The organism is Paenibacillus sp. QJM3NY_38 (genome assembly GCF_056173265.1).
The window spans coordinates 15,001-41,332 of sequence record NZ_CM149665.1; the positions used below are offsets into that span (position 1 = coordinate 15,001).

General features: G+C 49.3%; 29 protein-coding genes, 2 rRNA genes and 1 riboswitch (1 of these 32 cut by a window edge). Of the genes, 28 read left to right on the forward strand and 3 right to left on the reverse strand.

Annotated features, from left to right (window positions below; translation table 11 throughout):
• From AC0VZ8_RS00055 to AC0VZ8_RS00065, 3 genes are all read left to right on the forward strand, one after another.
• A 23S ribosomal RNA gene (locus tag AC0VZ8_RS00055) occupies nt 1-1,572 on the forward strand; it begins 1,358 nt to the left of the window's first position.
• Nucleotides 1,573-1,637: 65 nt separating this feature from the next.
• Nucleotides 1,638-1,754, forward strand: a 5S ribosomal RNA gene (gene rrf, locus AC0VZ8_RS00060).
• 346 nt (nt 1,755-2,100) lie between these two features.
• A complete protein-coding gene (locus AC0VZ8_RS00065; protein WP_071221103.1) occupies nt 2,101-2,538 on the forward strand; it encodes a hypothetical protein in 438 nt (145 codons plus the stop codon).
• A gap of 97 nt (nt 2,539-2,635) precedes the next feature.
• On the opposite strand, the gene AC0VZ8_RS00070 is transcribed toward AC0VZ8_RS00065, so the two are convergent.
• Nucleotides 2,636-3,157 carry a hypothetical protein gene (locus AC0VZ8_RS00070; RefSeq protein ID WP_071221102.1) on the reverse strand — a complete coding sequence of 174 codons (522 nt, stop codon included), beginning with the start codon at nt 3,155-3,157 and terminating at the stop codon, nt 2,636-2,638.
• Between the two features lie 231 nt (nt 3,158-3,388).
• Here AC0VZ8_RS00070 and AC0VZ8_RS00075 point away from each other — a divergent pair, with 231 nt between their 5' ends.
• The 10 genes from AC0VZ8_RS00075 (at nt 3,389) to rsmI (ending at nt 11,479) form a co-directional block, all read left to right on the forward strand.
• Nucleotides 3,389-3,574, forward strand: coding sequence for a sigma factor G inhibitor Gin (locus tag AC0VZ8_RS00075; RefSeq protein WP_260069284.1), 186 nt, complete (start codon nt 3,389-3,391; stop codon nt 3,572-3,574).
• 138 nt (nt 3,575-3,712) lie between these two features.
• A complete protein-coding gene (locus AC0VZ8_RS00080) occupies nt 3,713-5,380 on the forward strand; it encodes an aminotransferase class I/II-fold pyridoxal phosphate-dependent enzyme (protein WP_475485680.1) in 1,668 nt (555 codons plus the stop codon).
• 87 nt (nt 5,381-5,467) lie between these two features.
• A complete protein-coding gene (tmk, locus tag AC0VZ8_RS00085; protein WP_475485681.1) occupies nt 5,468-6,112 on the forward strand; it encodes a dTMP kinase in 645 nt (214 codons plus the stop codon).
• 62 nt (nt 6,113-6,174) lie between these two features.
• A complete protein-coding gene (locus AC0VZ8_RS00090) occupies nt 6,175-6,504 on the forward strand; it encodes a cyclic-di-AMP receptor (protein ID WP_006207400.1) in 330 nt (109 codons plus the stop codon).
• Nucleotides 6,505-6,841: 337 nt separating this feature from the next.
• Nucleotides 6,842-7,285, forward strand: coding sequence for a YaaR family protein (locus AC0VZ8_RS00095; RefSeq protein WP_071221098.1), 444 nt, complete (start codon nt 6,842-6,844; stop codon nt 7,283-7,285).
• A gap of 86 nt (nt 7,286-7,371) precedes the next feature.
• Nucleotides 7,372-8,358: a DNA polymerase III subunit delta' gene (gene holB / locus AC0VZ8_RS00100; protein ID WP_071221097.1), complete on the forward strand. Its 987-nt coding sequence runs from the start codon at nt 7,372-7,374 to the stop codon at nt 8,356-8,358.
• A 56-nt stretch (nt 8,359-8,414) separates the two neighbouring features.
• The gene (locus AC0VZ8_RS00105) at nt 8,415-9,215 is read left to right on the forward strand and encodes a PSP1 domain-containing protein (RefSeq protein ID WP_071221096.1); all 801 of its coding nucleotides are present in this window, start codon (nt 8,415-8,417) and stop codon (nt 9,213-9,215) included.
• Nucleotides 9,216-9,247: 32 nt separating this feature from the next.
• The gene (gene yabA, locus AC0VZ8_RS00110) at nt 9,248-9,616 is read left to right on the forward strand and encodes a DNA replication initiation control protein YabA (protein ID WP_009591928.1); all 369 of its coding nucleotides are present in this window, start codon (nt 9,248-9,250) and stop codon (nt 9,614-9,616) included.
• A gap of 205 nt (nt 9,617-9,821) precedes the next feature.
• Complete coding sequence (locus AC0VZ8_RS00115) at nt 9,822-10,589, forward strand: tRNA1(Val) (adenine(37)-N6)-methyltransferase (RefSeq protein ID WP_475485682.1); 768 nt, start codon at nt 9,822-9,824, stop codon at nt 10,587-10,589.
• Entirely contained in the window at nt 10,586-11,479 is an 894-nt protein-coding gene (rsmI, locus tag AC0VZ8_RS00120; protein WP_475485683.1) for a 16S rRNA (cytidine(1402)-2'-O)-methyltransferase, read from the forward strand. Before AC0VZ8_RS00115 ends, rsmI begins: the two co-directional genes overlap by 4 nt.
• A gap of 258 nt (nt 11,480-11,737) precedes the next feature.
• Here rsmI and AC0VZ8_RS00125 read toward each other — a convergent pair whose 3' ends face one another.
• Complete coding sequence (locus AC0VZ8_RS00125; protein WP_047914173.1) at nt 11,738-11,992, reverse strand: AbrB/MazE/SpoVT family DNA-binding domain-containing protein; 255 nt, start codon at nt 11,990-11,992, stop codon at nt 11,738-11,740.
• A 322-nt stretch (nt 11,993-12,314) separates the two neighbouring features.
• Between AC0VZ8_RS00125 and AC0VZ8_RS00130 the strand changes: the two genes are divergently transcribed.
• From AC0VZ8_RS00130 to AC0VZ8_RS00190, 13 genes are all read left to right on the forward strand, one after another.
• Nucleotides 12,315-13,604, forward strand: a complete 1,290-nt coding sequence (locus AC0VZ8_RS00130) for an HD domain-containing protein (RefSeq protein WP_475485684.1) — start codon at nt 12,315-12,317, stop codon at nt 13,602-13,604.
• Between the two features lie 97 nt (nt 13,605-13,701).
• On the forward strand, nt 13,702-14,466 hold the full coding sequence (locus tag AC0VZ8_RS00135; RefSeq protein ID WP_475487620.1) for a TatD family hydrolase: 765 nt from the start codon (nt 13,702-13,704) through the stop codon (nt 14,464-14,466).
• 205 nt (nt 14,467-14,671) lie between these two features.
• Nucleotides 14,672-14,886: riboswitch (cyclic di-AMP (ydaO/yuaA leader) on the forward strand.
• 271 nt (nt 14,887-15,157) lie between these two features.
• Entirely contained in the window at nt 15,158-16,345 is a 1,188-nt protein-coding gene (locus AC0VZ8_RS00140) for a G5 domain-containing protein (RefSeq protein WP_475485685.1), read from the forward strand.
• 185 nt (nt 16,346-16,530) lie between these two features.
• The gene (gene rnmV, locus AC0VZ8_RS00145) at nt 16,531-17,082 is read left to right on the forward strand and encodes a ribonuclease M5 (RefSeq protein WP_098741214.1); all 552 of its coding nucleotides are present in this window, start codon (nt 16,531-16,533) and stop codon (nt 17,080-17,082) included.
• Nucleotides 17,079-17,963 carry a 16S rRNA (adenine(1518)-N(6)/adenine(1519)-N(6))-dimethyltransferase RsmA gene (gene rsmA, locus AC0VZ8_RS00150; RefSeq protein WP_098741215.1) on the forward strand — a complete coding sequence of 295 codons (885 nt, stop codon included), beginning with the start codon at nt 17,079-17,081 and terminating at the stop codon, nt 17,961-17,963. Before rnmV ends, rsmA begins: the two co-directional genes overlap by 4 nt.
• Nucleotides 17,964-18,075: 112 nt before the next feature.
• Nucleotides 18,076-18,978, forward strand: a complete 903-nt coding sequence (gene yabG, locus AC0VZ8_RS00155) for a sporulation peptidase YabG (protein ID WP_071221088.1) — start codon at nt 18,076-18,078, stop codon at nt 18,976-18,978.
• A 289-nt stretch (nt 18,979-19,267) separates the two neighbouring features.
• Entirely contained in the window at nt 19,268-19,543 is a 276-nt protein-coding gene (gene veg / locus AC0VZ8_RS00160) for a biofilm formation stimulator Veg (RefSeq protein WP_006207415.1), read from the forward strand.
• A 233-nt stretch (nt 19,544-19,776) separates the two neighbouring features.
• Entirely contained in the window at nt 19,777-19,959 is a 183-nt protein-coding gene (locus AC0VZ8_RS00165; protein WP_009591920.1) for a small, acid-soluble spore protein, alpha/beta type, read from the forward strand.
• A gap of 177 nt (nt 19,960-20,136) precedes the next feature.
• Nucleotides 20,137-20,991 (forward strand): 4-(cytidine 5'-diphospho)-2-C-methyl-D-erythritol kinase, encoded by an 855-nt coding sequence (ispE, locus tag AC0VZ8_RS00170; RefSeq protein WP_216535570.1) that lies wholly within the window; start codon nt 20,137-20,139, stop codon nt 20,989-20,991.
• Between the two features lie 109 nt (nt 20,992-21,100).
• Nucleotides 21,101-21,928: a pur operon repressor gene (purR, locus tag AC0VZ8_RS00175; RefSeq protein ID WP_475485686.1), complete on the forward strand. Its 828-nt coding sequence runs from the start codon at nt 21,101-21,103 to the stop codon at nt 21,926-21,928.
• Nucleotides 21,929-22,111: 183 nt separating this feature from the next.
• Entirely contained in the window at nt 22,112-22,396 is a 285-nt protein-coding gene (spoVG, locus tag AC0VZ8_RS00180) for a septation regulator SpoVG (RefSeq protein WP_006207419.1), read from the forward strand.
• Between the two features lie 110 nt (nt 22,397-22,506).
• Nucleotides 22,507-23,901: a bifunctional UDP-N-acetylglucosamine diphosphorylase/glucosamine-1-phosphate N-acetyltransferase GlmU gene (glmU, locus tag AC0VZ8_RS00185; RefSeq protein ID WP_260069294.1), complete on the forward strand. Its 1,395-nt coding sequence runs from the start codon at nt 22,507-22,509 to the stop codon at nt 23,899-23,901.
• 81 nt (nt 23,902-23,982) lie between these two features.
• The gene (locus AC0VZ8_RS00190) at nt 23,983-24,936 is read left to right on the forward strand and encodes a ribose-phosphate diphosphokinase (protein WP_006207421.1); all 954 of its coding nucleotides are present in this window, start codon (nt 23,983-23,985) and stop codon (nt 24,934-24,936) included.
• Nucleotides 24,937-25,089: 153 nt separating this feature from the next.
• Here AC0VZ8_RS00190 and AC0VZ8_RS00195 read toward each other — a convergent pair whose 3' ends face one another.
• The gene (locus AC0VZ8_RS00195; protein WP_071221084.1) at nt 25,090-25,290 is read right to left on the reverse strand and encodes a hypothetical protein; all 201 of its coding nucleotides are present in this window, start codon (nt 25,288-25,290) and stop codon (nt 25,090-25,092) included.
• 107 nt (nt 25,291-25,397) lie between these two features.
• Here AC0VZ8_RS00195 and pth point away from each other — a divergent pair, with 107 nt between their 5' ends.
• Both pth and AC0VZ8_RS00205 read left to right on the forward strand, forming a co-directional pair.
• Nucleotides 25,398-25,961: an aminoacyl-tRNA hydrolase gene (gene pth, locus AC0VZ8_RS00200; protein ID WP_475487621.1), complete on the forward strand. Its 564-nt coding sequence runs from the start codon at nt 25,398-25,400 to the stop codon at nt 25,959-25,961.
• 127 nt (nt 25,962-26,088) lie between these two features.
• Nucleotides 26,089-26,319, forward strand: coding sequence for an anti-sigma-F factor Fin family protein (locus AC0VZ8_RS00205; RefSeq protein ID WP_006207424.1), 231 nt, complete (start codon nt 26,089-26,091; stop codon nt 26,317-26,319).
• The last annotated feature ends 13 nt before the right edge of the window (nt 26,320-26,332 follow it).

Consider the following 26,332-nt stretch of genomic DNA (forward strand, 5'->3'; position numbering starts at 1 on the left):
CCTGAGGAAGGCTCGTCCGCTCAGGGTAAGTCGGGACCTAAGGTGAGGCCGAAAGGCGTAATCGAAGGACAACAGGTTGAAATTCCTGCACCACCGTAAACCGTTATGAACGATGGGGTGACGCAGGAGGGTAGTGACGCGGACTGATGGATGTCCGTCCAAGCAGTGAGGCTGATGTGTAGGCAAATCCGCACATCGATAAGGCTGGGCTGTGATGGGGAGTGAAAATTATAGTAGCGAAGGTCATGATCTCACACTGCCAAGAAAAGCCTCTAGTCAGGTGAAGGTGCCCGTACCGCAAACCGACACAGGTAGGCGAGAAGAGAATTCTAAGGCGCGCGGAAGAACTCTCGTTAAGGAACTCGGCAAAATGACCCCGTAACTTCGGGAGAAGGGGTGCCTCGGTAGGGTGAATAGCCCGAGGGGGCCGCAGTGAAAAGGCCCAAGCGACTGTTTAGCAAAAACACAGGTCTGTGCGAAGCCGTAAGGCGAAGTATACGGGCTGACGCCTGCCCGGTGCTGGAAGGTTAAGGGGAGCGGTTAGGGGTTAAACCCGAAGCTGTGAACCGAAGCCCCAGTAAACGGCGGCCGTAACTATAACGGTCCTAAGGTAGCGAAATTCCTTGTCAGGTAAATTCTGACCCGCACGAATGGCGTAACGACTTGGGCGCTGTCTCAACGAGAGATCCGGTGAAATTTTAATACCTGTGAAGATGCAGGTTACCCGCGACAAGACGGAAAGACCCCATGGAGCTTTACTGCAGCTTGATATTGGATTTGGGTACGATCTGTACAGGATAGGTGGGAGCCTAAGAAGCATGAGCGCCAGCTTGTGTGGAGGCGACGTTGGGATACCACCCTGATCGTATCTAGGTTCTAACCTGGTACCGTAATCCGGTACGGGGACAGTGTCAGGCGGGCAGTTTGACTGGGGCGGTCGCCTCCTAAAGAGTAACGGAGGCGCCCCAAGGTTCCCTCAGAATGGTTGGAAATCATTCGAAGAGTGCAAAGGCATAAGGGAGCTTGACTGCGAGACCTACAAGTCGAGCAGGGACGAAAGTCGGGCTTAGTGATCCGGTGGTACCGCATGGAAGGGCCATCGCTCAACGGATAAAAGCTACCCTGGGGATAACAGGCTTATCTCCCCCAAGAGTCCACATCGACGGGGAGGTTTGGCACCTCGATGTCGGCTCATCGCATCCTGGGGCTGAAGTAGGTCCCAAGGGTTGGGCTGTTCGCCCATTAAAGCGGTACGCGAGCTGGGTTCAGAACGTCGTGAGACAGTTCGGTCCCTATCTGTCGTGGGCGTAGGAAATTTGAGAGGAGCTGTCCTTAGTACGAGAGGACCGGGATGGACGTACCGCTGGTGCACCAGTTGTTCCGCCAGGAGCATGGCTGGGTAGCTACGTACGGACGGGATAAGCGCTGAAAGCATCTAAGCGTGAAGCCCCCCTCAAGATGAGATTTCCCAATTAGTAAGACCCCTTGAAGACGACGAGGTAGATAGGTTGGAGGTGGAAGTGCAGCAATGCATGGAGCTGACCAATACTAATCGGTCGAGGGCTTATCCAAAATATTTCAATGTGCTGCAAATTTCGTTTCGTATCTAGTTTTCAGGTGATCAAGCATCTGAACCGTTTGGTGGCGATGGCGGAAGGGTTCCACGCGTTCCCATACCGAACACGACCGTTAAGCCTTCCAGCGCCGATGGTACTTGGACCGAAGGGTCCCGGGAGAGTAGGACGTCGCCAAGCGAAAAACCACTGTCGATGTAATCGATGGTGGTTTTTATTTGTTTTCATCGAAGTTTTGATGAAGTGCAGACTTAGAGATTGTCCGACTAATGATATATGCTGCAGCGTGATGTCAGCAGCTTCTCTGTTATATAACATGATCCTAAAATTGACGTAAACAGATGAAGATTTTGTTACCGATACCATGCCAAAAATCAGTATAATAGAATTAGGTATAATCGGTAATGTGTTTACCGATATGCGCAGGCTGTAGGAAATAAGGCCTGATTGGAAGGTTCTCCATTAACCAACCAACTATGAATACTCATCTGGAGACCGGTTATTGTGGGGGAAGGAGGACAATTACATGTTGTGTAAACGTGGTCTGCATGTGGCAGGGATGATCTGTGCGGTTACGATCGTGTTGATCGGATCCGGATGTGGGGCATCCACAAAACCAAGCTGGGAAACCTTTGACGGCGCGGCGAATGTGAAGTCATTCCCGGTTCCGAAGGAAGCAAATAAAACGGAGCAAACCACAGGCAATAGTGACTTGGATTATGTACGGTATGCGCTTCCGGGCTTAAAGGGAGACGATAGCATTCCTGAAGCCTACCTGGAAGAGATTGAGTCGTGGGGATGGAAGCAGAAGGAAGTTGAAGATAACGGTTCTTCGTTAGTATTTGAAAAAGGTAAAAGTATCGTCCACCTATCGGTGCATGACGATTTTCTTATAATCACGGTTCCGGCACAGCTTAAAAAACAAGCCATACAAGGATTGGAAAGCAATAAAGCAAATGAATAAAGACCTCGTTCCGACTTCGGAATGAGGTCTTTATTTAATTTTGAAACGGAAATAGGGTTTATAGCGCTATGTAGTGATGGATGCAGAAACTTCAACATTATTGCAGGTAGTAGGAGATGTCCTGTTCATTCATTTTCAACATGCCATCTTTACGCTGGCCGCTCAGACGCAGCATCGTATAACCGCGCGGGAGAAGGAGCCAAAGATGCCAGAACAGAAGCGTAATGGCAAAAGGCAACGGAGACCAGAAGGCCATGATAGCGCTTAAGACTATCCCCACCCAACAGGTATAGAACTGCACTAAATTAAATACGCGACGGCTGACGTGTTGATCCGGAATATAACCAAGCCAAGGCAACCTCAGACGGAAGCGCCAACGTTTACGGTAGCTTGCTCCCAATAGGACGAGCACGGTATGTCCGACGACATACTGGATCCATAACATAAGCGGAAAGGCGATTAGCAGATAGAGCAGGAAATACGGTGACACCCAAAATGTCCCTGCTGCCGCTGCTAGCCAAGGCAAACTTAAGTAGAGGATGAGCAAGCTTTTGGAAATTTGGATTTTCTTAATTAATCGATAGTGATAAAAGGTGGCTTGACCGTGTGGATCTGCCATTGGGCTATGCCGTCCCCCTTTAAGTAGAAGTGAATTTCGATAGACGAGAAGATTAAGTCTTTTATGTCTTTATCGGACAAAATCATATTTTTATTAAGCTGAAAAAAAGGTACAGACACAAGGCCACCAAGGGGTACATATACATAAAGCGTAGACCGATATCCTATGAAAAGGTTTAAAATAATAGAAACTGTGTCATACTAATAGGAAAAGGATCAAGGTGGGATGGTTATGGAAGAATTGACCGAACACGTGTGTATCATATGCAATCAGACGAAGACAGAGGGAATCACCATTGTCTCGCAATTCGTGTGCGAGGAATGTGAATCCGAAATCGTTCATACCAATGCGGAAGATGCCAAATATCATTTTTTCATTCGTCAATTAAAACAGATTGCCATGCCGAAAAATGCATAGATGCGGGTACACGCGTCAAATGGGCCTGAATGAAAGGCCTTTTTTTGTTTAGAGGGAATTTCCGTGATGGGAGACGTAGGCGTAGGTTTCAAATTGCGTTAAAATAGGTTAGAGAATGTAATCCGAAGGGATATGTCGATGACTACACATAGAGAGCGTGCCCCACTTGCAGAAGCTTTAATATGGTATCGAGATCGTGGGGCTTCATCTTTTCATGTACCTGGTCATAAAAATGGCAGGGCATATGCAGAAGAAGGTAACGCTGCGGAGATGCTGCAAGAGGCCATGCGCATTGACGTGACGGAAATTAGCGGAACCGATGATTTATTTCATCCGGAAGGCGTTATTCAGGAAGCACAGGAGCTGGCCGCAGATTGTTTTGGCGCAGAGGAAAGCTTTTTCCTGGTAGGGGGAAGTACAGCCGGCAATTTGGCACTAATCCTGACGGTTTGCCGTGAACCGGGCGATATCATGCTTGTACAGCGGAACGTACACAAGTCTGTGTTGAACGGATTGATGTTGGCGGGTGCAAGGGCGGTGTTTCTTCAGCCAGAGATGGACAAGCCAAGCGGATTAACCATTGCTCCATCTGCGGCTACGCTGTCAGCGGCTCTTGAGGCCTATCCTGAGGCACGGGGGGCGATCGTCACGATGCCGAACTACTACGGGATGGGGAGCGACTTAAGGCCGCTCACGGAAGCGTGCCATAAGCGCGACATTCCGCTCCTGGTGGACGAAGCGCATGGAGCTCATTACGGACAGCACCCCCAGCTGCCGATGAACGCTTTGTCATGCGGAGCGGATGGTGTGGTTCAATCCACACACAAGATGTTAGCCGCCATGACGATGGGAGCCATGCTGCATGTACAGGGCGGGCTGCTGGACCGAAGGCTGCTGCGCCAGCGGCTGGCCATGGTGCAGAGCTCCAGCCCCTCGTACCCGCTCATGGCTTCGCTGGATCTGGCGCGGCGCCTGCTGCACACGCAGGGCGCAGGCGCCTTCACGGCTGGCCTTGCCGCCGTGGAGACCTTCCGGCGAGGCCTCGCGAAGCTGCCGCGCTTCGGGCTGCTGCAGCCGCCGCAGCCCGGGGGGCACGCCGCGGGCACGGCCGCTGCGGCGTATACCCGCCAGGACCCGTTTAAGGCGGTCATTTATGACCGCACCGGGTCCCTGAGCGGGTATGCACTCCAGCGCGCACTAGAGGCGCGCGGCTGTGTGCCGGAGATGAGCGACGAGCAGCGCGTCGTCTTATTGTTTACGCTGGCATCGACTCGGGAAGATGCGAATCACGTCTTATGGGCTCTTGTGCATATTGTAGAGCAGGGGGAGAAGACAGAAGGGATCGGAACCGAACCAGGCGCTACGGCAGAGAGCACGGAATTACTGATCCGGACATTGCGGGATCAGGGGGATTTCATGAGCTATGAGCCGCGAGTGACCCACGAGAATAGGGACTCCAATCATTTCGATGACGATGCTGAATTGTTAACTGAAGCCAGACTAGTCTCCGATGTTTCCACGTGGAACAATTTGTCCGCGGAGATTCCTTATTCGGCCCCAATTTCTTTCTCACTCAAGCCGATTGACAGGGAGAGGTTGGAATCGGTGCCGTTAGCGAAGAGCGCTGGGCGAAAGGCGGCGGAGATGGTTATTCCCTACCCGCCAGGCATACCGATCTTATACCCAGGCGAAGACATCACAGCGGAAATGGAACAGAGGCTCCTGGCATTAAGGCATGCAGGGGCGAAGTGCCAGGGGATATCCGATCCAACGCTGCAAACCATTGTCGTTTATAAGGAAACGTGAAGGAAGGAACTCCACTCTACGCTGGTATATACCGGAGCGTATATCTTTGAGCTCCTCGATCAACAAATGATGAAAGCAGGATACGCTATGAATAATCGCAGACCACTATTTATTACCATCGAAGGCGGAGACGGATCCGGTAAAACGACCATGATGGGCAGACTCGCTGCCTTTATGCAGAACCATTCGATTCCGTATCTGATTACACGTGAGCCCGGCGGCATTGAGATTGCGGAGAAGATCCGCTCCATTATTCTCGATCCGGAGCATACCGCGATGGATGCACGCACCGAAGCATTGTTGTATGCGGCAGCCCGCCGCCAGCATCTTGTGGAGAAGGTGGAGCCGGCTTTGAGCCAGGGCTTGACGGTACTGTGTGACCGGTTCGTGGACAGCAGTCTGGTTTACCAGGGATATGCACGCGGACTGGGCATGGAGGAGGTATGGAACATCAATCAATTTGCGATTGATACCCGCATGCCGGATCTAACGCTGTTGTTTGATGTGGAGCCGAAGATTGGCATGTCCCGGATCACGGCAAATGCAGAACGGGAAATGAATCGGCTGGATATGGAGACCATGGCATTTCACGAGAAAGTTAGGGAAGGCTATCTATTGGTAGCAGAGCGTAATCCGGATCGAATTCGCATTGTGGATGCTTCCAAAACGCCGACTCAGGTGGAAAGAGAAATGATTCGTCACTTGGAAGACGCGATATTAAAGGATTTTTGAGGTTGTTTGTCAAATAAGTACTGTTAAGGACACGATGTCCAAATAAACAAGGAGGGTTTACCATGAAATTGATAGTTGCGATTGTCCAGGATAAAGATAGCAACCGTCTCTCCGCCGCATTGGTCAAAGCTAATTTTCGGGCAACAAAGCTTGCAAGTACAGGCGGCTTCCTGAAGGCGGGGAACACCACCTTTATGATCGGGGTAGACGATTCACAGGTTGAAAGTGTGCTCAGTGTCATTCGCACAAGCTGTAAAGTTCGTGAACAGCTGGTCACCCCGGTAACCCCTATGAGTGGTACAACCGATTCCTACTTGCCGCTTCCAGTCGAAGTGCAGGTTGGTGGCGCAACCGTGTTTGTTCTCCCTGTAGAACGATTCGAGCATTTCTAAATTCATTTTCTGGATCTGCGATAGATACGTAACGGATGTTTTTATTGGGATATTTGACGGCTGTGTTCTCCTGTAACCAAAGTCTTCTGAACCACTTCTGTATCATAATAAAAATAGTTACCGTAGATCGCCGCACTCGGGAGATGAACTTAATAGATGGATGATTTCAATGAATTCCGGATAATCGTCCCATTTATCGATAATTGTCAGTAAATCGCTTGACAAGCAATCCATTTCAAGGTACGTTCACGTGAGGCACAGGTTTGTTCGATATGAACGTACCGGATGCCTCCGTTTTATTAGATGCAAGAAATAACGCAATAGGCGGTGGATTCAGGTGAAGATCAATCCGGGCTTTCGGCCCATGAAAAGTGAACTCACGGTGCCGGATGGCAACGCCAGACCGATTCAGAAGCGATCGTTCTCGGATATGATGCAGCAGCAGGGAGAACGTGCGACCCATGAAGAGCTGAGTCGTCAAATGCGTGAAATTGCAATGCAAGGAGATCGATTGGCTAAGGCGATGACCGTTCGAGAGCTCAAAGCGTATAAATTGATGGTTCGCCGATTCCTGGAGGAAACGGTACGTCGCGGTGTAAAAATGAAGGAAACGCGCGGCTGGGACCGCCGGGGACGCGGAAAGCGTTATAATGTAATCGATGAAGTCGATTCTGCGCTGCTCGCGATGGCGGATGAACTGCTGGATACGGAGCAGGGGAGAATTGATCTGCTGAACCGAGTTGGTGAAATTCGAGGCATGCTGATCAATCTTGTATTCTAGCTGCAAAAAGCAAGGATGCGTATCGTAATTCATGACTGCCCCGACATGGAGGAGGATCATGAAGGATTGATAGAAAGTGAGGACTTATGTCTTTTAATGATATCGTAGGTCAAGAGACTGCGAAGCAACTGCTGCAAAATGCCTTGCGCCGTAATGCGGTCAGTCATGCCTATCTGTTTAGCGGCCCTCATGGTGCCGGACAGATGCAGACGGCGCTTACGTTTGCCAAGGCTTTGTTTTGTACGGAACTTGAAGACGATGCCTGCGGTCAATGTTTGGAATGCCGCAAGGTAGATCATGGCAACCATCCCGATCTTACGTTGGTTGAGCCTGATGGAGCCAGCATTAAGATCGATCAGATTCGCGATCTTCAGCGAATATTCTCCTATCGATCGGAGAATCGCAATCCTAAGGTTTATATTATTGACCGGGCGGAGAAGATGACCACGCAGGCAGCCAACAGCCTGCTGAAATTTCTGGAGGAACCCCAAGCGCCGGCTGTAGCGATTCTGATTGCCGAGAACGGACAGGCCCTTCTGCCCACCATTCAATCGAGATCCCAGCAGGTTCCATTCCGGGCTTTAGATCCGCAGATGATGGAGAAGGTTCTTGTAGGGGAAGGTTATCCTGCCGCACTTGTACGCTGCGCAGTTCACCTTTCATCAGGACTTGATGAGTGCAGGAAAATATTGAGTGAGAATTGGTTTGCAGAAATTAGAAACGTAGTGTTACAATTAGGGAAGGAGTCTTTGAACCGCAGCGGCTCAGCGATCATCACAGCGAGTCAAAAAGTGTTCAAAACCGAACTCTCAGATCATCTGGACCTATTGTTCAGTATGTTTCATTTATGGTTTAAGGACATGATCCATGTCCAGTATGGAAGGAAAGAGTCTCTCGTTTTCATAGATCAGGCAGAGTATATCTCTGGTCATGCATCAGCCCGCAGCACAGCACAGTGGGTGTCATACATGGATTTGGCCGCAGAGTGTCAGAAGAAGTTACGCTATAATGTCAATGGACAGCTCAGTTTAGAGCAGTTATTGATGGGTTTGGGCGGTAACACTCCGGCGTGAGAAGACCCCCAGGCCCGCAGAATGGCCATTATGTACAGGCACAAGGGGGTTTATTTTTGTACAGTGTAGTAGGTGTCCGCTTCAAGAAGGCGGGCAAAATATATTACTTTGATCCGCTCGACCTGCCCGTGGAGAAGGAACAATCCGTCATTGTGGAAACCGCGAGAGGTATTGAGTATGGTCAAGTTGTGATAGGAAAGAAGGAGGTCGGTGAATCAGACGTTGTCCTTCCGCTCAAGAAGGTCATTCGGATCGCTGGTGATTCTGATGCCCGTGTGGTTGAAGAGAACAAACAAGCGGCTAAGGATGCATTCACCACCTGTTTAAATAAAATTCGGGATCACGAACTGAAAATGAAGCTGGTTGACGTGGAATTCACCTTTGACCGCAACAAAATCATTTTCTACTTCACGGCGGAAGGCCGTGTGGATTTCCGTGAGCTGGTCAAGGATCTGGCCAGTATATTCCGTACAAGAATCGAACTTCGCCAGATTGGAGTTCGCGATGAAGCGAAAATGCTCGGCGGTCTTGGACCTTGCGGACGCGTACTGTGCTGTTCCTCATGGCTTGGTGATTTTGAGCCGGTATCGATCAAGATGGCAAAGGATCAAAGCCTATCGCTCAATCCGACTAAAATTTCCGGGCTATGTGGAAGATTGATGTGCTGCCTGAAGTTTGAGCATGATAATTATGAAAGCGTGAAAGAAGAGCTTCCATCCGCTGGGAAAATGGTCGTTACTTCGCTTGGAGAAGGCAAAGTAGTCGGACTGAATGCGGATAAGCGGACGGTTCATGTTCAGCTGTTTGAAATTGGTAAGGTTAAGGAACTTCCAATGGATGACGTTGTCATCAAATAGTCCAATAGAATGTTTATTTTCGGGGTGTAGACTTGGAGAAGAAAAACATTTTTGTGCTCATTCAAGAGTTGGAAACACAGATGGGACATATACACAGTGAACTGGGTGGACTTAAGCTGGTCATCAAGGAACTGCTGGAAGAGAACCATCGCCTCAGTCTTGAAAATGAACAGCTCCGGAAAATTTTAAAGCGGGAAGTCAATCCGGCAGAATTGGAAAACCCAGTGGCTTTACAACCTCAGCCTCATGTAAAGGATGAGGAACATGAAGATGTGGTCGGCGAGGGATATGATAACCTGGCTCGGCTGTATCATGAAGGCTTCCACATCTGCAATGTCTATTACGGACATCTGCGGACGGAAGGGGATTGCCTGTTCTGCTTATCTTTTTTGAATAAATAAGAAGCCGTAGGAGAAACTGCCTACGGTTTTTTTCTAGAATGGAAAGGTTATACTGTAAGGATCGCGATTGAAAAAATACTATACGGCTGCTTGTCATGCAATGTGAAGAGCAGCCTTTTATGTATTTCATTTTATCAGGGACTATGTAGAGAGCCGATACACCAGATGAACGTGTTTGGAATTATGGAGATAAAGGGTTGAAACTATGAAATTGAAAGAAGTGTTATTGCAACCATCCGAGCGGATTGATGATCTGCTTACCCATGAGCTTGGCATCATCCAGAGTGAGGAGGTATTCAGCTTTTCCATGGACGCCGTCCTGCTCGCCAGGTTTGCCAGCATTCCGCGCAGGGGCCGTATTTTGGATATGTGCACGGGAAACGGAGTTGTTCCGATCCTGTTGTCAACACGAACAGGAGCGCCGATCGAAGGGATTGAGATTCAGCCCAGACTTGCAGACATGGCCAGACGGAGCGTCGAGATGAATGATCTCCAGGATCAGATCACGATTCATGAGGGAGATCTGCGGGAACTGTACAAGGAAAAAGGGTATGGAGCGTACGACCTGATTACGGTCAACCCGCCTTATATGCCGATGAACGGCAGCGATTTGAAGCTGAATGAGCACCAGGCGATTGCCAGACATGAAATTCACTGTACGCTTGAGGAAGTAATTGAATCCTGTGCAAGGCTGCTTCGCCAAGGCGGGAAGATGAGCATGGTCCACAAGCCCCTGCGGCTGGCAGAAATCATTACGCTGATGAGCAAATACCGGATTGAGCCCAAAGTCATCCGCTTTGTCCATCCGCGCGTGAATATGGAAGCGAACATGGTGCTTATCGAGGGGATTCGGGACGGGAAGCCAGAGGTTCGGCTGAAGCCCCCGCTGATCGTGTATGATGAGCAAGGAAACTACGGACCGGATTTTATGGAAATTTACTACGGAACACATAAGGATGAGGCGAACGAATGAGAAATCTTGTACAGCAAAGTTATGCCGACCAGGGAGAGGGAAGCCCGGGTTCTCTGTATTTGGTGGCAACGCCGATCGGTAATTTGGAGGATATGACTTATCGCGCCGTGCGCATCCTTCAGGAATGCGATATTATCGCGGCAGAGGATACGAGGCAATCACGCAAGCTGCTGACCCATTTCGAGATTCCGGCTAAACCGCTGTTTAGTTATCACGAGCATAATAAGGCGGCCAGCGGGCCTGAAATCATACGTTATATAATAGAAGGAAAAAATGTGGCACTCGTCAGCGACGCCGGTCTGCCGGCGATTTCGGACCCTGGCAGCGATCTGGTTTCACTAGCGATTGAAGCGGGGATTTCGGTCATTCCGATCCCGGGGGCCAATGCCGCTCTTTCCGCCCTAATCGTTTCGGGTTTGCCGACCGAACGGTTTACGTTTATCGGCTTTTTGCCGCGGGAGCGCAAAGATATCGTCCAGCAGCTGCAAGCTTTGCAATCGGCGCAGGGAACGTTATTATTTTATGAATCTCCGCATCGCGTGAAAAAGACCTTGGAGATCTTGCAGGAGGTACTGGGAAATCGGAAGGTGACCTTGGCTCGCGAACTAACCAAGCGCTACGAGGAATTCTTGCGCGGAAGCATCTCCGAATGCCTGGACTGGCTCACGGAGCATCCGCCGCTGGGAGAATATTGTTTGGTGGTTGAGGCCGGCAGTGCAGAAGAGGAGCTTAAAGAGAAAAATGCCTGGTGGCAGGAGCTTTCGCTCCAGGAGCATGTGGAACATTATGAGCGGGGAGGACTAAACCGCAAGGATGCCATGAAAAAAACCGCGAGTGATCGCGGTGTATCGAAGCGGGATATTTATAACGCACTCCTGACGGAGTTGTGATCTATCGTAACTTGGCGTAGGGGATAACAAATAGCCCCACAAAGTGGGGCCTATGCTTCGATGTTTATTCAAATCCTTTACGGGGACCCCGATACATATAAACAATGTGTTTAAAGAATTCGCTGAAAACTTATAAATTCTTTAATATCAAAAAAAAGACCCTCCTGCGGCCGGGTTCATAGCCGAGGAAGGCACCAAGGAGATATGAAAAAGGTTAGAATTAACAAAATGTAATAATGCTATTATATACTAAAAATCTTAATTTGTCACAGGTGCAGGGATTTCCGAGATACATTCATGGCAAACAATTTTACCTTTGAAGTAAGTGACATTCTCAGCGTTACCACAGAAGATGCAGGCAGGCTCATATTTCTTAAGCATGATGCGTTCGCCGTCTACGTAAATCTCCAATGCATCTTTCTCACCAATTCCGAGCGTACGGCGTAACTCAATTGGAATGACGACCCGTCCAAGCTCATCGACTTTCCTTACAATTCCTGTTGATTTCATCATAACTTATAAAGCCCCTCTCGCCATAATTTAAAAAAGTCATAATTCGACATAGTTCTAGTTTTTATGTTATTTATAGTACCAACGATTCCCAAAACAGTCAACCTATATTTTTGAAGAATCGGAACCTATTTACGAAAGTATAGTGAACAAAACCCTTGTATAGCAACGTAATTACCATAATGGAACCAATTTTTGCTGCGGTTTTCTATTTGTCGATTTGGAAAGCGCAGTTTTACCTTATTCGACATGGTTCGACATTAGATGTCAAAAGAAGTGTTTATCGGCAAAAACCCAAATCAAAACGATAAGGAGTTGAGATGGAATGCATTCACCAATTTCGGAAGAAAAAGTGTTTAAGGATCCCGTCCACAATTATATTCATGTGCAAGACGATATCATATGGCGATTAATCGATACCCCGGAATTCCAGCGGCTTCGCCGGGTGAGACAGCTTGGGACTTCATTTCTGACCTTTCACGGGGCCGAGCACAGCCGATTCTCCCATTCACTGGGAGTCTATGAAATTACGAGAAGAATCATCTCTCAATTCGAACGGAGGGGGTACTCCGATTGGCCTGCCGAGGAAAGGCAAGTTGCCCTCTGCGCGGCCCTGCTGCATGATTTGGGGCATGGACCTTTTTCTCATTCTATAGAAGAAGCTTTTCATATGAATCACGAGGATTGGACATGCCGAATCCTGCTTGGGGATACTTGCGTCAATCAGGTACTGCGGGAGCTCGGAGCGGATTTCCCCGAGAAAGTGGCTTCGGTTATTAACAAAACCTACGACAAGCCGATTGTGATAAACCTGGTCACTAGTCCGCTGGATGCAGACCGGATGGATTATTTATTAAGGGACGCGTATTATACGGGAGTCAATTACGGAACGATTGATATTGACCGGATCTTGCGGATGCTGCGGCCGTATCGGGATCGGGTCGTGGTGAAGGAATCAGGTATGCATGCCGTAGAGGATTACCTGATGTCAAGGTATCAGATGTACTGGCAGGTGTATTTTCATCCCGTCACTCGAAGCTCCGAAATCATCCTGCGCCAAATCTTCCGCCGGGCCAAGGAACTGTATGACCGTGGATATGGTTTCCGGTTCATGATCGAACCGCTTCCTGCGTTGTTTTCGGGGGATATCGGGGTGAATCAATATCTGCGCCTTGATGAAGCTCTGATCCAAACGGCCTTTCTGCAATGGACGGAGGAGGAAGATCCGCTTCTTAGCGAATTATGCGGCCGTTTCATGCACCGAAAGCTCTACAAATATGTAGAAATCGACAACATCGATCTGGAGACCATCGACGGGATACGCCACGCATTCAATGCCGTGGGACTGCATCCGGAATATGACCTGGAGATTGATTTTCCAACGGATCTTCCTTATGATAAGGTACATTCCGATATGCCGCTTAACGAGAAGCAAATCCTGCTTCTGGATCGGCACGATGAGCTGAAGGAAATCTCGGAGGTATCCGATATTGTACGCTCGATCAGCGGCATTCATAAAGGACGGTACCATCTTTATTATCCGGAGGAGAAGGTAAGTCCGCTGCTGGCTCAAATGCCGGAGAAGATAGCCGGTGTTTTCAAACAACAACATTAACCCAGGTGGAATACAGAAACGTTGGGTTTATTTGCAATTTACCCAGCTAATGGAAGATATACGACACAGAAACGACAGGAAGGAGAGTGTGGATTTTATGTTGTTCGACACGCACACTCATATGGATGCTCCCCAATTCGACGAAGACCGGGAAGTGGCAATCCAGCGGGCGCTCGAAGCCGGTGTGACCCGGATGATCAATATTGGATTTAACCGGGAGACGATTCCGACTACGATGAAGCTGGCAGAAACTTATGATTTTATATATGCAGCGGTGGGCTGGCATCCTGTAGACGCCATTACCATGGAGGATCAGGACCTGGATTGGATCGCCTCTTTGTGCAGTCATGAGAAAGTGGTGGCTATAGGAGAGATCGGTTTGGATTATTATTGGGATACGTCTCCGAAAGAAGTTCAGCACCGAGTGCTTCGACGTCAGATCGGACTGGCCCGGGAATTGAACATGCCGATAGTCATTCATAATCGGGATGCGCATGAAGATATCGTGAGAATTTTGCGCGAGGAAAAAGCCTCCGAGGTGGGTGGTGTCATGCATTCCTTCTCCGGAAGCTGGGAAACGGCCAAAATGTGTCTCGATATGGGATTCCATATTTCGTTTGGCGGGCCGATTACCTTCAAAAATGCAAAGCAGCCCAAAGAGGTTTTGGCGCAGGTTCCGCTTGATCGATTATTGATCGAAACGGACTCCCCTTACCTGACACCTCATCCCTTCCGCGGGAAACGAAATGAGACCGCTTATGTAAAATTGGTGGCGGAGGCGGCAGCCGAAATTAGAGGGTTGTCCTATGAGGAATTGGCCCAAATTACCACCCAAAATGCGCTGGAACGATTTGGTATTTAACGAAAACGAGAGCAAAAGCAATGAAAAAGGGAGCATTTTCGATTAATTAAAGTTTTTTAATCAGAAAAGGCGTTGATATTACAATATTTTAACCTTTTACATGAGAAAATGTGGTTGAATGTTGCTTTACAACCTGCATACAAACAGGATATCATCTTTTCAGTGATAAGAAGCTGCGATGTGCAGATCGCGGCCGAATATTTCATGAACCGTCTCGCTTAATCTCCGAAATTCTGGGGAACGGGGGAACCGATACCGCCGTGCATACTGGTCTGAATGCGCGCAGCTGTATTTGATTTCTTTTTCGGGTCTTTGGGGTGAATTTGAAGGATCTCGCCATGAGCGGGTATCCGGATCTAGGGCGTCTCTCTTACGTCCGAACCCGACAGCTAACTCCGTAAGCGAAATAAGAGGGGAATTCTCGTGCATACCATTTCCATGATTCTAATCATCAGGAAGCCACGTTAGAGCCTCTAGTACTCTTTCAATGGCTTTCTTTTATTTTTGAATAATGGAGAGGGGATCATCATACTCTTGGTAAACAAGGGGTGGTGGTGAATGGACGAAAAGACGGGAATTGACGCAGGGTGTAGATAGATAGCAGGGCGCCTTGTGAGAAAAATTGCTATAGTCACGTCAAATGCATTCATGCGTTTACCTAGACGGCGGGACTATGAAGGAGGATGGAATAGTGGGCATTTTTCAACCTGAAGAAACCCATGAATCACAATCATCCAGCATGTCTTACGCATTGAGATGGAAGCATGACAATTTGCGTCAACTGATGTTGCTCGGTGCCATGGGTGCCGTTACGGTATCACTTCTCATATCGTTGGTCGTACATGATCAGGCAGGCAAGGAGGTTCAGCTTGTCGTCGATGGTCGTGTCACCACAGTTGAAACACGTGGATCATTGCTGCAGGAATTGCTGGATGAGCAAGCGATCACGTTGAGTCCCCAGGATCAGATTTCGATGCCTTTAAACGGCGCGATCCAGGATGGAGACCGGATCATCATTGACCGGGCAATTCCAGTCAAAGTTACAGTAGGCAGCACAACCAAAACCATATTTACATCCCAGGATACGGTTGATCATGTACTTAAAGAGGCTGGTATTACGATCCAGGGTGAAGATATAGTACAACCGGCACAGAACACGAAGCTGACCAGCAATATGAATATCGATGTCGTTCGCGTCACGAAACAAAAAGTTAAGGAGACGGAAGATCGGGATTTCCGCGTGATCAAAACAGCCGACCCATCGCTTGAGAGAGGGGATAACCGCGTTATTCAGCGGGGTGAGCCTGGTCTCATGGTGAACCATTATGAGAAGGTCTACCATAATGGCAAGCTGGTTTCCAAGACGAAGGTTTCTCAAGAAATTGAACGCAGAACGAAGGATAAAATCATTGCCGTTGGCACGAAAAAAGTGGAGAAGCCTGTCATCGTTCAGGCGGCAGCCACCGATGTAAAGGCGAAACCGGCTAAATTGTCCGGCACGAAAAAAGTAACGACCGCCAAGGCTGTCGAGAACAACGTGGTTTCTCGGGCAGGCGTTGATTTTAAATACAGCAAGGTATTGAACAACGTGTCGATGACGGCGTATTCCGCTGAGCAGCAGGGAATCGGTACACGCACTGCATCCGGCACACGCGTTACAGAAGGACGCACCATCGCCGTTGATCCTAACATCATCCCGATCGGCTGGTGGGTCTATATCGAAGGCATTGGCTTCCGTCGTGCAGAAGATACGGGCGGTGCCATCAAAGGCAACAAAATCGATGTGTATTATGATTCACTGAAATCGGCCATAAATTTCGGCCGGAAGAGCGGCCGCACCGTTTACGTGATCGGTCCGGTTAAACCTGAATTGAACTAGACGCATGAATTCCAATTTACAATACCATTCTAATGCTATACTATTTAGCTTATAATATATAATGATGAAGAAGAGGGAATATTTCCTCTTCTTTTGTTTTGTTAAGAACGGAGTATATAGGGCTAAGATGGTAGAACCTAGAGGTTGTACAAGCCTGTTTTCTTGGGAAGGAAGAGAACAAACGCATGATTAAAGAAGTGATTGTTGTGGAAGGCAGAGACGATACCGTTGCCATTAAACGGGCCGTAGAAGCGGATACGATCGAAACGGGCGGCTCAGCGATCAATAAACAAATCCTGAAACGCATAGCGCTTGCTCAGGAGCGCAGAGGCGTTATTATATTAACGGATCCTGACCATGCAGGGGAGCGGATCCGCAAAATTGTGGATCAGGGTGTCCCTGGCTGCAAGCATGCCTTTATTCCGGAAGCGGATGCTACCCGCAAAGGGGATATCGGCGTGGAGAATGCCTCGCCAGAAGCGATACGGCGTGCGCTGGAGCGGGTCCATACCTCCTTTGAGGGAGGAGAGAGCCTGATCAGTCTGGAGGACATGCTGGAGGCTGGATTATCAGCCCATCCGGAGGCGGCTGCAAGGCGTATGACGATGGGGAACCTGCTCGGGATCGGATATTGCAACAGCAAGCAATTCCATAAACGATTGGCCATGTTTCAAATATCGCGGGAAGAATTTCTGGCCGCACTTGCACAGCTCGAAGAAGGGGGCGTAAGCCAATGAATCGGATCGAGGATATATCAACACCAAGACGGACGAAGGAGATCATCTCACGGCATGGATTCTCCTTCAAGAAGAGTCTGGGTCAAAACTTTCTCATCGATCAGAATATATTGTATAAAATCGTGGAGGCTGCAGGACTGGATGAAGATAAGGGAGCGCTTGAGATCGGGCCCGGGATCGGTGCGTTAACCGAGAAGCTGGCACAGACGGCAGGAACCGTCACCGCGGTCGAAATTGATCAGCGCCTGATTCCCATCCTGCGGGAGGTCCTGGAGCCCTATGAGAATGTGAAGGTGCATCATGGGGATGTCCTGAAGGTGGATCTTCATGAACTGTTCCGTCAGGATTTTGCGGGCGTATCGAAGGTAAGTGTGGTTGCAAATCTGCCGTATTACGTGACGACGCCGATTCTCATGAAGCTGCTGGAGGAGAAGCTGCCGCTGGAGAATATCGTGGTGATGATTCAGAAAGAAGTGGCAGAGCGGATGGCGGCCGCACCGGGAAGTAAGGATTACGGCAGTCTTAGCATTGCCGTTCAATATTACAGTGAGCCTAAGCTGGTCTGTATTGTGCCGCATACGGTGTTTATCCCGCAGCCGAATGTCGCTTCGGCCGTTATTCGCTTGGCGGTACGGGAACAGCCTCCTGTCAGCGTAGAAGATGAAGGCTTCTTCTTCGAGGTGGTCCAGGCCTCTTTCGCTCAGCGGAGGAAGACGATTGCCAACAATCTGAAGAGCCGGTTCTTTCCGGGAGAAGGCCGTGAACGGCTGGAGCAGCTGCTGCAGGAGGCGGGCATCGAGCCTTCACGGCGCGGTGAGACCCTTAGTATTGAAGAGTATGCCCGGCTTAGCAACATATTGTACAACGCGGATATTCGTTAACACAGCCATTAGAGCGCCCATAGACCCGCGGAAAGCCTCGACGCGATAAATTGATGTTTCCAAGAACCAATAGTCACAGTGGCCCATACCATAGGGTAGGGGTGATGTTGTGATGAACTTGGGAGACTTGGTCGTTCGTAAATCCTACGGCGGCGATGTAACGTTCCGGGTAGAAGGCATGCGGCAAAATAACAATATCGTCATCAAAGGGACGGAATTCCGGTTACTGGCCGATGCTCCCGTTGATGATCTGGTCACGGTCCCGCATCCCACCTTAAGCGAACGAACAAAGCAGGCACAGATCAAAGCCAATGAGTCGCTGGACCGCCTGCAAAAGCACAGACAGGAGCAGAGCGAGCGTCAACTGGCCAGCCTGCGCAATATCGAAGGCGGCCAGCTTGCGGATAAGGGATATTTTGACGTGCCGGGGAAAGTGCTGCATTTGGATGGGGATCCCCAATACCTGAAGAAGAGTTTGACCTTGTACAATCAGCTTCGGGTCCCAGCGGAAGGCCATTATATCAATGAGTCGGGGATGGCCGATTCATTATATCGTCTTCTTCCGCGGGTAAGACCTGATATCGTGGTAATTACAGGTCATGATGGAGTTCTGAAGAGACGACAGCCATACGATTTATATAGCCTGGACAGCTATAAGAATTCACACAACTTTGTCACGGCCATTCAGGTAGCACGTCAATATGAGCGGAATTTGGATTCCCTGGTCATTGTGGCCGGGGCGTGCCAATCGCATTTTGAAGCGCTGCTGCAGGCAGGAGCCAATTTTGCCAGCTCGCCGGGGCGAATCCTCATTCATGCGCTGGATCCCGTCTACGTTGCCGCCAAGGCAGCCTATACGTCGGTCAGGGATACCGTGAACATTCATGATGTCGTTCATCATACGATCAGCGGGAGCCAGGGCGTGGGCGGAATCGAGACGAGAGGCAGCTACCGGATCGGTCTGCCCAAGCTGCAGGATTTGTCCACATTGAAGGTTACGCCTTCGGTCAGTTAGGCTCATACTGTGTTCTGAAAGAGGCTTATCGGCCGTTGAAGAAAGACCCGAGAAGAACCCCACAAGCTGGGGTTTTTTATTTTTTGTTTCAATTCTTTAAGAAAGTTGTCAAAAAAAATACATAAAGCTTGTCAATTTAGCACATATTAAAGCAAATCCACACGAGAAATACAGGGTCAAAAAAAATACGTTGACAATATATTTTTGATGCTGATATAATTAATGTTTTTGAATTGACAAATGACTGAATCTTTTGTATAATGGACAAGGAAAGAGGTGGTCGTCGACAATGGCTAAAAACGCGCTGTTGGAAATCAAACGCAGTCTCGATGCCCATTTAGGGCAAAAAATTACGCTTCGGGCTAACGGTGGCCGTCGGAAGACCGTCGAGCGTACTGGTGTTTTGGAAGAAACGTACCCTTCTGTTTTCATTGTGAAGCTGGATCAAGACCAGCAAACTTTTAAACGTGTGTCCTACAGTTATGCTGATATTCTGACCGAAACCGTGGAAATCATGGTAACCGGTGATGACAACGAGATGCGAATCACCTATATCAAGTCATAACGATATGTCATGAGAGAGCAGTCTCCACTTACAGGGAGGCTGTTTTTTGTTGCCATCGAACCGGGGAGAATGACAAGCGGGAGTTGAACACATACTAAGGCTGCGCGAGGCTTTCTTTATCCGTTCCATATGCGGTGATGGAGGTTAAGCTTGCAGGGGTCGTAAAAGGTCACTGCATCGCGCCGGATGCTGTTCATGCCATACTCAATACATTTTCCAAGGAGGCGGGATTGATGAGCAGGAGAAGACGAAGCATTATGTCCGATCAATTGAAGACCGAATTGGCTAAGGAATTGGGATTCTACGATACCGTGGAAAAAGAAGGCTGGGGAGGCATTAAGGCCAAGGATGCCGGCAACATGGTAAAACGGGCGATTGAGCTCGCCGAGCGGGCAGCCCGCAAATCCGATCTGTAAGAGAAAGACCATAACGCGGCAGGGGCTTCCGGTTAAGCGGAAGCCCTGTTTGTTTACCTCCATCAAAGGGTCCCATGACTTCAAAGCCTGAGTTTGTTAATATAGAGGCATTAGATGTTTTTCCTCGAATATGTTAAGTTCAAGCATATGGGAAAAGCTAAGGATAGGTGAACGTTCTTGAAAATATACGAAAAAGCACCGGCCAAAATCAATTTGATGCTGGATGTACTTCATAAACGTCCTGACGGCTTTCATGAGGTAGAGATGGTCATGACGATGATCGACCTCGCCGATCGGCTCGAAATGTCCGAACAGAAGCGGGACACCATCATCATCACCTCACAGGCAGGGTACATACCGCTCGACGAGAAGAATTTGGCCTTTCAGGCAGCAAGACTAATTAAAGAGCGCTACGACGTGAAACAGGGTGTACATATTCACCTGGACAAAAAAATTCCCGTTGCCGCGGGGCTCGCAGGAGGCAGCAGTGATGCAGCGGCAACGCTGCGCGGCTTGAACCGCCTCTGGGGACTGGGTATCCCCCAGGAGGAGCTGCTCGCGCTGGGCGCAGAGCTCGGCTCAGATGTGCCGTTCTGCGTAACGGGCGGCACCGCACTGGCTACAGGGCGCGGTGAGGTACTCACGCCGATCCCGAATCCGCCGCAGTGCTGGGTGATCGTGGCAAAGCCGCCGATCAACGTGTCGACGGCGGAAGTGTACGGTCGTTTGCGCAGCGAGCAGATTCAGCGCCATCCATCGGCAGAGCGCATGGTAGAGGCGCTAACGCAAGGCAGCTTCCAGCAGATGTGCCAATCGCTGGGTAACGTTCTGGAGGAGGTTACCTTGAAGATGCACCCGGAAGTTCAGCAGCTGAAGGAAGGAATGCTGAAGTTGGGAGCTGATGGCGCGCTCATGTCCGGAAGCGGTCCTACGGTCTTCGGCTTGGTCTCCAAGGAATCCAAGGTAGCCCGGATTTACAATGGCCTGCGGGGATTCTGCAAGGAAGTGTATGCCGTTCGCCTGCTGACTTAGAAACGGTTATGTTTGACAATTCGGGGTCGAATTTCAAACAAAGTTGTATAAATACGTACAAAGGTGTTATATTTAACATATAATATTCGGATTTAGCGAGGAACCCTAGGTGAAAAAATTAAAACGAAGCGAACGATTGGTCGATATGACCCAATATTTACTATCTAAACCGCATACGCTGATTCCGCTGACGACGTTCGCCGAGCGATATGGAGCAGCCAAGTCATCCATCAGTGAGGATTTGGCGATTATTAAGGACGTGTTCGAGAGCGAGGGACTCGGAGAGCTTCAGACCCTGGCCGGCGCAGCGGGAGGAGTCAGATACATTCCGAAGCTGCGCATAGACCATGCCTTGCGGTTTGCGGAGGAGCTGTGCCAGCAGCTTCAGCAATCGGATCGGATTTTGCCGGGCGGATATTTGTACATGTCTGATCTGCTCGGACAACCTTCGCTGATGAACGAGGCGGGCAAGATCATTGCCACGGCGTTCGCCGACCGGGATATCGATGTGGTCATGACCGTGGAAACCAAAGGGATTCCGTTGGCCTATGCGACAGCGGCACAACTGAACCTGCCGGTCGTACTAGTTCGCCGGGACCATCAAGTGACGGAAGGGTCGGCCGTAAGCATCAATTATGTGTCGGGCTCGCACAAGAGCATCCATACCATGTCATTATCCCGCCGGGCGCTCAAGGAACGCTCCCGCGTGCTGATCGTGGATGATTTTATGAAGGCAGGCGGGACCATTCAGGGAATGGTTGATCTGCTGGGTGAATTTAATGCTGAAGTCGCAGGTGTCGGTGTGCTGGTAGAGTCGGGAGCGGTGGAAACCGAAGAAAGACTTCTGGAGGACTATATTTCACTGGCCATCTTAAGCGATGTGGACTCCAAAACGAAGAGAATTACCGTCAACCCTGGTAATTATTTCGAAAAATAGAGTTGCGATATTTGTCGATATAATAGCGTTTTCATTCGAATTAGCCCGAAGTCTGTCGAAAATATCACATTCTAAAAAAAATTCCTGTTTTTAGGACATTTTGTATTAGAAAAAAGAAGGATTTCTGGTTTGCTGTGTGGAATTATACACCAAGTCTCTGATGGAAAAAGGTGGTGAACACATATGCAAATTACGGATGTCAGACTCCGCCGTGTTAACTCTGAGGGGAGAATGAAGGCAATCGCATCCATTACCATCGATAATGAATTTGTCGTTCACGACATTCGCGTCATCGACGGAAACAATGGAATGTTTGTTGCAATGCCGAGCAAACGCACTCCTGATGGAGAATTCCGCGACATTGCCCATCCCATTTCTTCCGGTACTCGCGAGAAAATTCAATCGGCTGTATTGGCCGAGTATGAGCGAGCGGCTACTGAAGAAGAAGTGATTGAAGAAGGCGCTTAAGATTTACAATTGGGGTTCAAGGAAAAGAGAGCCATGCCTGTGGCTCTCTTTTCTTTTTTTGTAGAATGATATATATTCAGTAGTGAGTTCAAGAGGAGGAGGCATGGCCCTTGAAAAGATTTGCTATTGTGCTCGCCGCTGGGCAGGGCAAACGTATGAAATCCAAACTATATAAAGTGCTGCATCCTGTTTGTGGCAAGCCGATGGTCGGACATGTATTGCAAACCGTACAACAGGTAAACTGTGAACGCAGTGTTGTGGTCGTAGGCCACGGCGCGGAAGCGGTTCGCACCTATCTGCAAGATGCAGCCGAGTATGTACTGCAGGAGCAGCAGCTCGGAACGGGTCACGCTGTGAAGCAAGCCAAGGAATTACTTGGTGGCGAAGAAGGATCCACGATTGTCATTTGCGGGGATACTCCTCTGGTGACGTCCGAGACACTGGAGAATCTTTTGAAGCTGCACGAGAGCAACAATGCGGCGGCTACGGTGCTTACCGCGCATATGGATAACCCGAAAGGCTACGGCCGGGTCATTCGAGGCGAGGATGGCAGCGCACTTCGGATTGTTGAGCAGAAAGATTGCAGTCCGGAAGAGGACGCCGTCACTGAAATTAATACCGGTACCTATTGTTTTGACAATAAAAAGCTATTTGCTGCACTGGACAATGTAACCAACCAGAATGCGCAGCAGGAATATTACCTGACCGATTGCATCGGTATTCTGAAACAAGCCGGCGAGACCGTGCTTGCTTATCAGACCGATGATTACGCGGAATCGATTGGCGTTAACGACCGTCTGGCGCTGTCGGAAGCCGAAGGCTTCATGAGAGAACGCATCAACCGTACGCACATGTTGAACGGTGTTACGATCATTGACCCGTCTTCAACCTATATCGGAGCTGACGTTAAGATTGGTTCAGATACCGTGCTCTACCCCGGCACCGTCCTGAAAGGGAATACGGTGATCGGTGAAGATTGCGTCATTGGCCCGGATACCGATATCGAGGATTCCGTTATTGCGGATGGTGCCAGCGTCAAACATTCGGTGCTCAGCAGTGCTGAAGTCGGCTCTCGGACCTCCGTAGGACCGTATGCTTATCTTCGTCCAGGCGCCAAGCTGGGGGACGATGTAAAGGTGGGGGACTTCGTTGAAGTGAAGAACGCCACGATTGATAACGGCTCTAAAGTATCTCATCTCAGTTATGTTGGTGATGCCAAAGTCGGCAAAAACGTTAATATCGGCTGCGGTGCGATTACAGTCAACTATGATGGTTATAATAAGTCCATTACCGAAATTGAAGATGATGCATTTATCGGCAGTAATGTGAATTTGATTGCACCGGTGAAGGTGGGCAAGGGCGCATTCGTTGTTGCAGGCTCTACCATTACGCATTCCGTTTCGGATAACGATCTGGCCATCGCCAGACAGCGTCAGGAGAACAAGCCAGGGTACGCAGAGAAGATCCGGGCACGCGCCATCGCCAAGAAGAACAAGAAATCGTAATTATCCCTGCTTCCTTTACCAAGATATGAAGCGGTGATCGGATACCTAATTCAACGAACCAGCACGGAGGGTTTTTATTCTATGACTTATCTTGATTCTAAATTAAAAATATTCACGTGTAATTCCAATCCTAAACTTGCCCATCAAATCGCCGATTATATCGGCATTCCGATGGGGGAATCGCATACAACCAGCTTTAGCGACGGCGAGATTCAAGTAAAGCTCTCCGAGAGCGTGCGGGGCTGCCATGTATATATTGTGCAGTCCACCTGCTTGCCGGTGAATGATAACCTGATGGAACTGCTGGTTATGGTGGATGCGCTCAAGCGGGCATCCGCGAAGAGCATTAACGTGGTTATTCCGTATTACGGATATGCCCGTCAAGACCGCAAAGCGCGTTCGCGGGATCCGATCACCGCTAAGCTGGTTGCGAATCTGATCGAAAAAGCAGGAGCTCATCGCGTCATTACGATGGACCTGCATGCGATGCAGATTCAGGGATTTTTCGATATTCCGGTGGATCATCTGCTCGGGGTGCCGATTCTTGCCCAATATTTTCGTTCAAAGCAGATCGAGAACCCTGTCGTTGTATCTCCGGATCACGGCGGTGTCGTTCGCGCGAGAAAGCTTGCTGATTTCCTGAATGCGCCGCTGGCGATTATCGATAAACGCCGTCCTGAGCCGAATGTCAGTGAAGTCATGAACATTATCGGGAATATCGAAGGCAAGACCGCCATTCTGATTGATGACATTATCGATACCGCCGGTACGATTGTGCTGGGTGCCAATGCGTTGATGGAAGGCGGCGTTAAGGAAGTCTACGCGTGCTGTACACATCCGGTTCTCTCGGGCCCTGCCCATGAGCGCCTGGAAAACTCCCCGCTGAAGGAAGTTGTTGTAACAGACACCATTCCGATCACAAATCCGAACCCAAGCAGCAAGCTGACGGTATTGTCGGTTGCTCCGTTGATGGGTGAAGCCATCATCCGGGTTCATGAGGAATTGTCGATTAGTAAATTGTTTGAAATAGAATAATAAACCGTGTAAAGGCAGGGTTACATCTCCTCATGAGGAGATGTAACCCTTGTCGGCTATGGCGACTTTGCGGCTTGGGTATAGCAAGAGCAGGTGGACAGCTCGCAAGAAAACGTTTTCATAATTTCGGCCTGATACGTGCGGCGCAGGCTATCAATATCCGGGCCTGGAGATGAAAGTGAACGTATTCCGGTTGTATAGCGTCCCCTCAAGCTCGACAAAGTAGGCGTCGACTGCAGTGATCAGACCCACGTCGATGTGACAACCCAGTTCATAGACTTGAACAGGGATGCCATGCTTCATATGGTATTGAAAATGACTGTGGTGCGTTAATTTCTGTTCGAAAGCTTTCAATGCCGATTCACCTTCTTATGAGGGCATAACGCCGATAGGTTTTGTTCATATTGTACTCAGAAATGCGCAAAGAAGAAAGTATAAATCGTGAAAGGAATCAACCTGTGATGAAATGGATTGTCGGACTGGGCAACCCCGGTTCAAATTATGAGAAGACACGCCATAATGTTGGGTTCATGGCGCTGGATGCTCTGGCAGAGCGACACGGCATGAAGTTCAATCAGAATAAATGCAAATCGGTCATCGCGGAAGGGATGATTGGCGGCGCTAAAACGGTCCTGATCAAACCAATGACGTTCATGAATCTTTCAGGCGAGGCCGTGCGTGCTTATATGGATTATTATAAAGTGAGTCTTGAGGACATGATTGTAGTCTATGATGATTTGGATACCGTCGTCGGTAAGATCCGCCTGCGATATCAAGGCAGCGCCGGAGGACATAATGGCATTAAATCCATTATTCAGCATACCGGGACGCAAAGCTTCAACCGCGTCCGAATGGGCATATCGAGGCCTGAGCCGGGTTATGCCATTGTGGATTATGTGCTGGGTACGTTTCCGAAGAAGGAACGCGAACAGCTGCAGAGCATGGTAGAGGAGACCTGTGACGCGCTGGAATTCAGTCTGGATCATACCTTTGAGCAGACGATGGCGAAGTTCAACAAGTCCTAGAGAAGCATCATAGGATGGAAGCAACCGAGAGATGATTCCAAGGGCATAAGGCAGCGGGAAGATCGAAGTCTTAAACGAGGGAATTCCGGGCATACTGAAGGTATATACGACCTTCAGGAGGCATATGATGGCGATAACCTATGTTTGCAGACACTGTCGGGCGTTTCAGGGCCGCATCGATTCCAATCACGTATCCGAAGCCCGTCTTGGATTTGATTCCTTGACCCCTGAGGAACGCAAGGATATAATAGCCTATGATTTTAACGGAGAAGTGATGGTCCGGGTAACCTGCGATCATTGCAGAGAAGCCCTAGAAGCCCATCCGGAATTAAGCCTTTTGGCAAATCCCCTGCAATGAGAGTATAATGGGG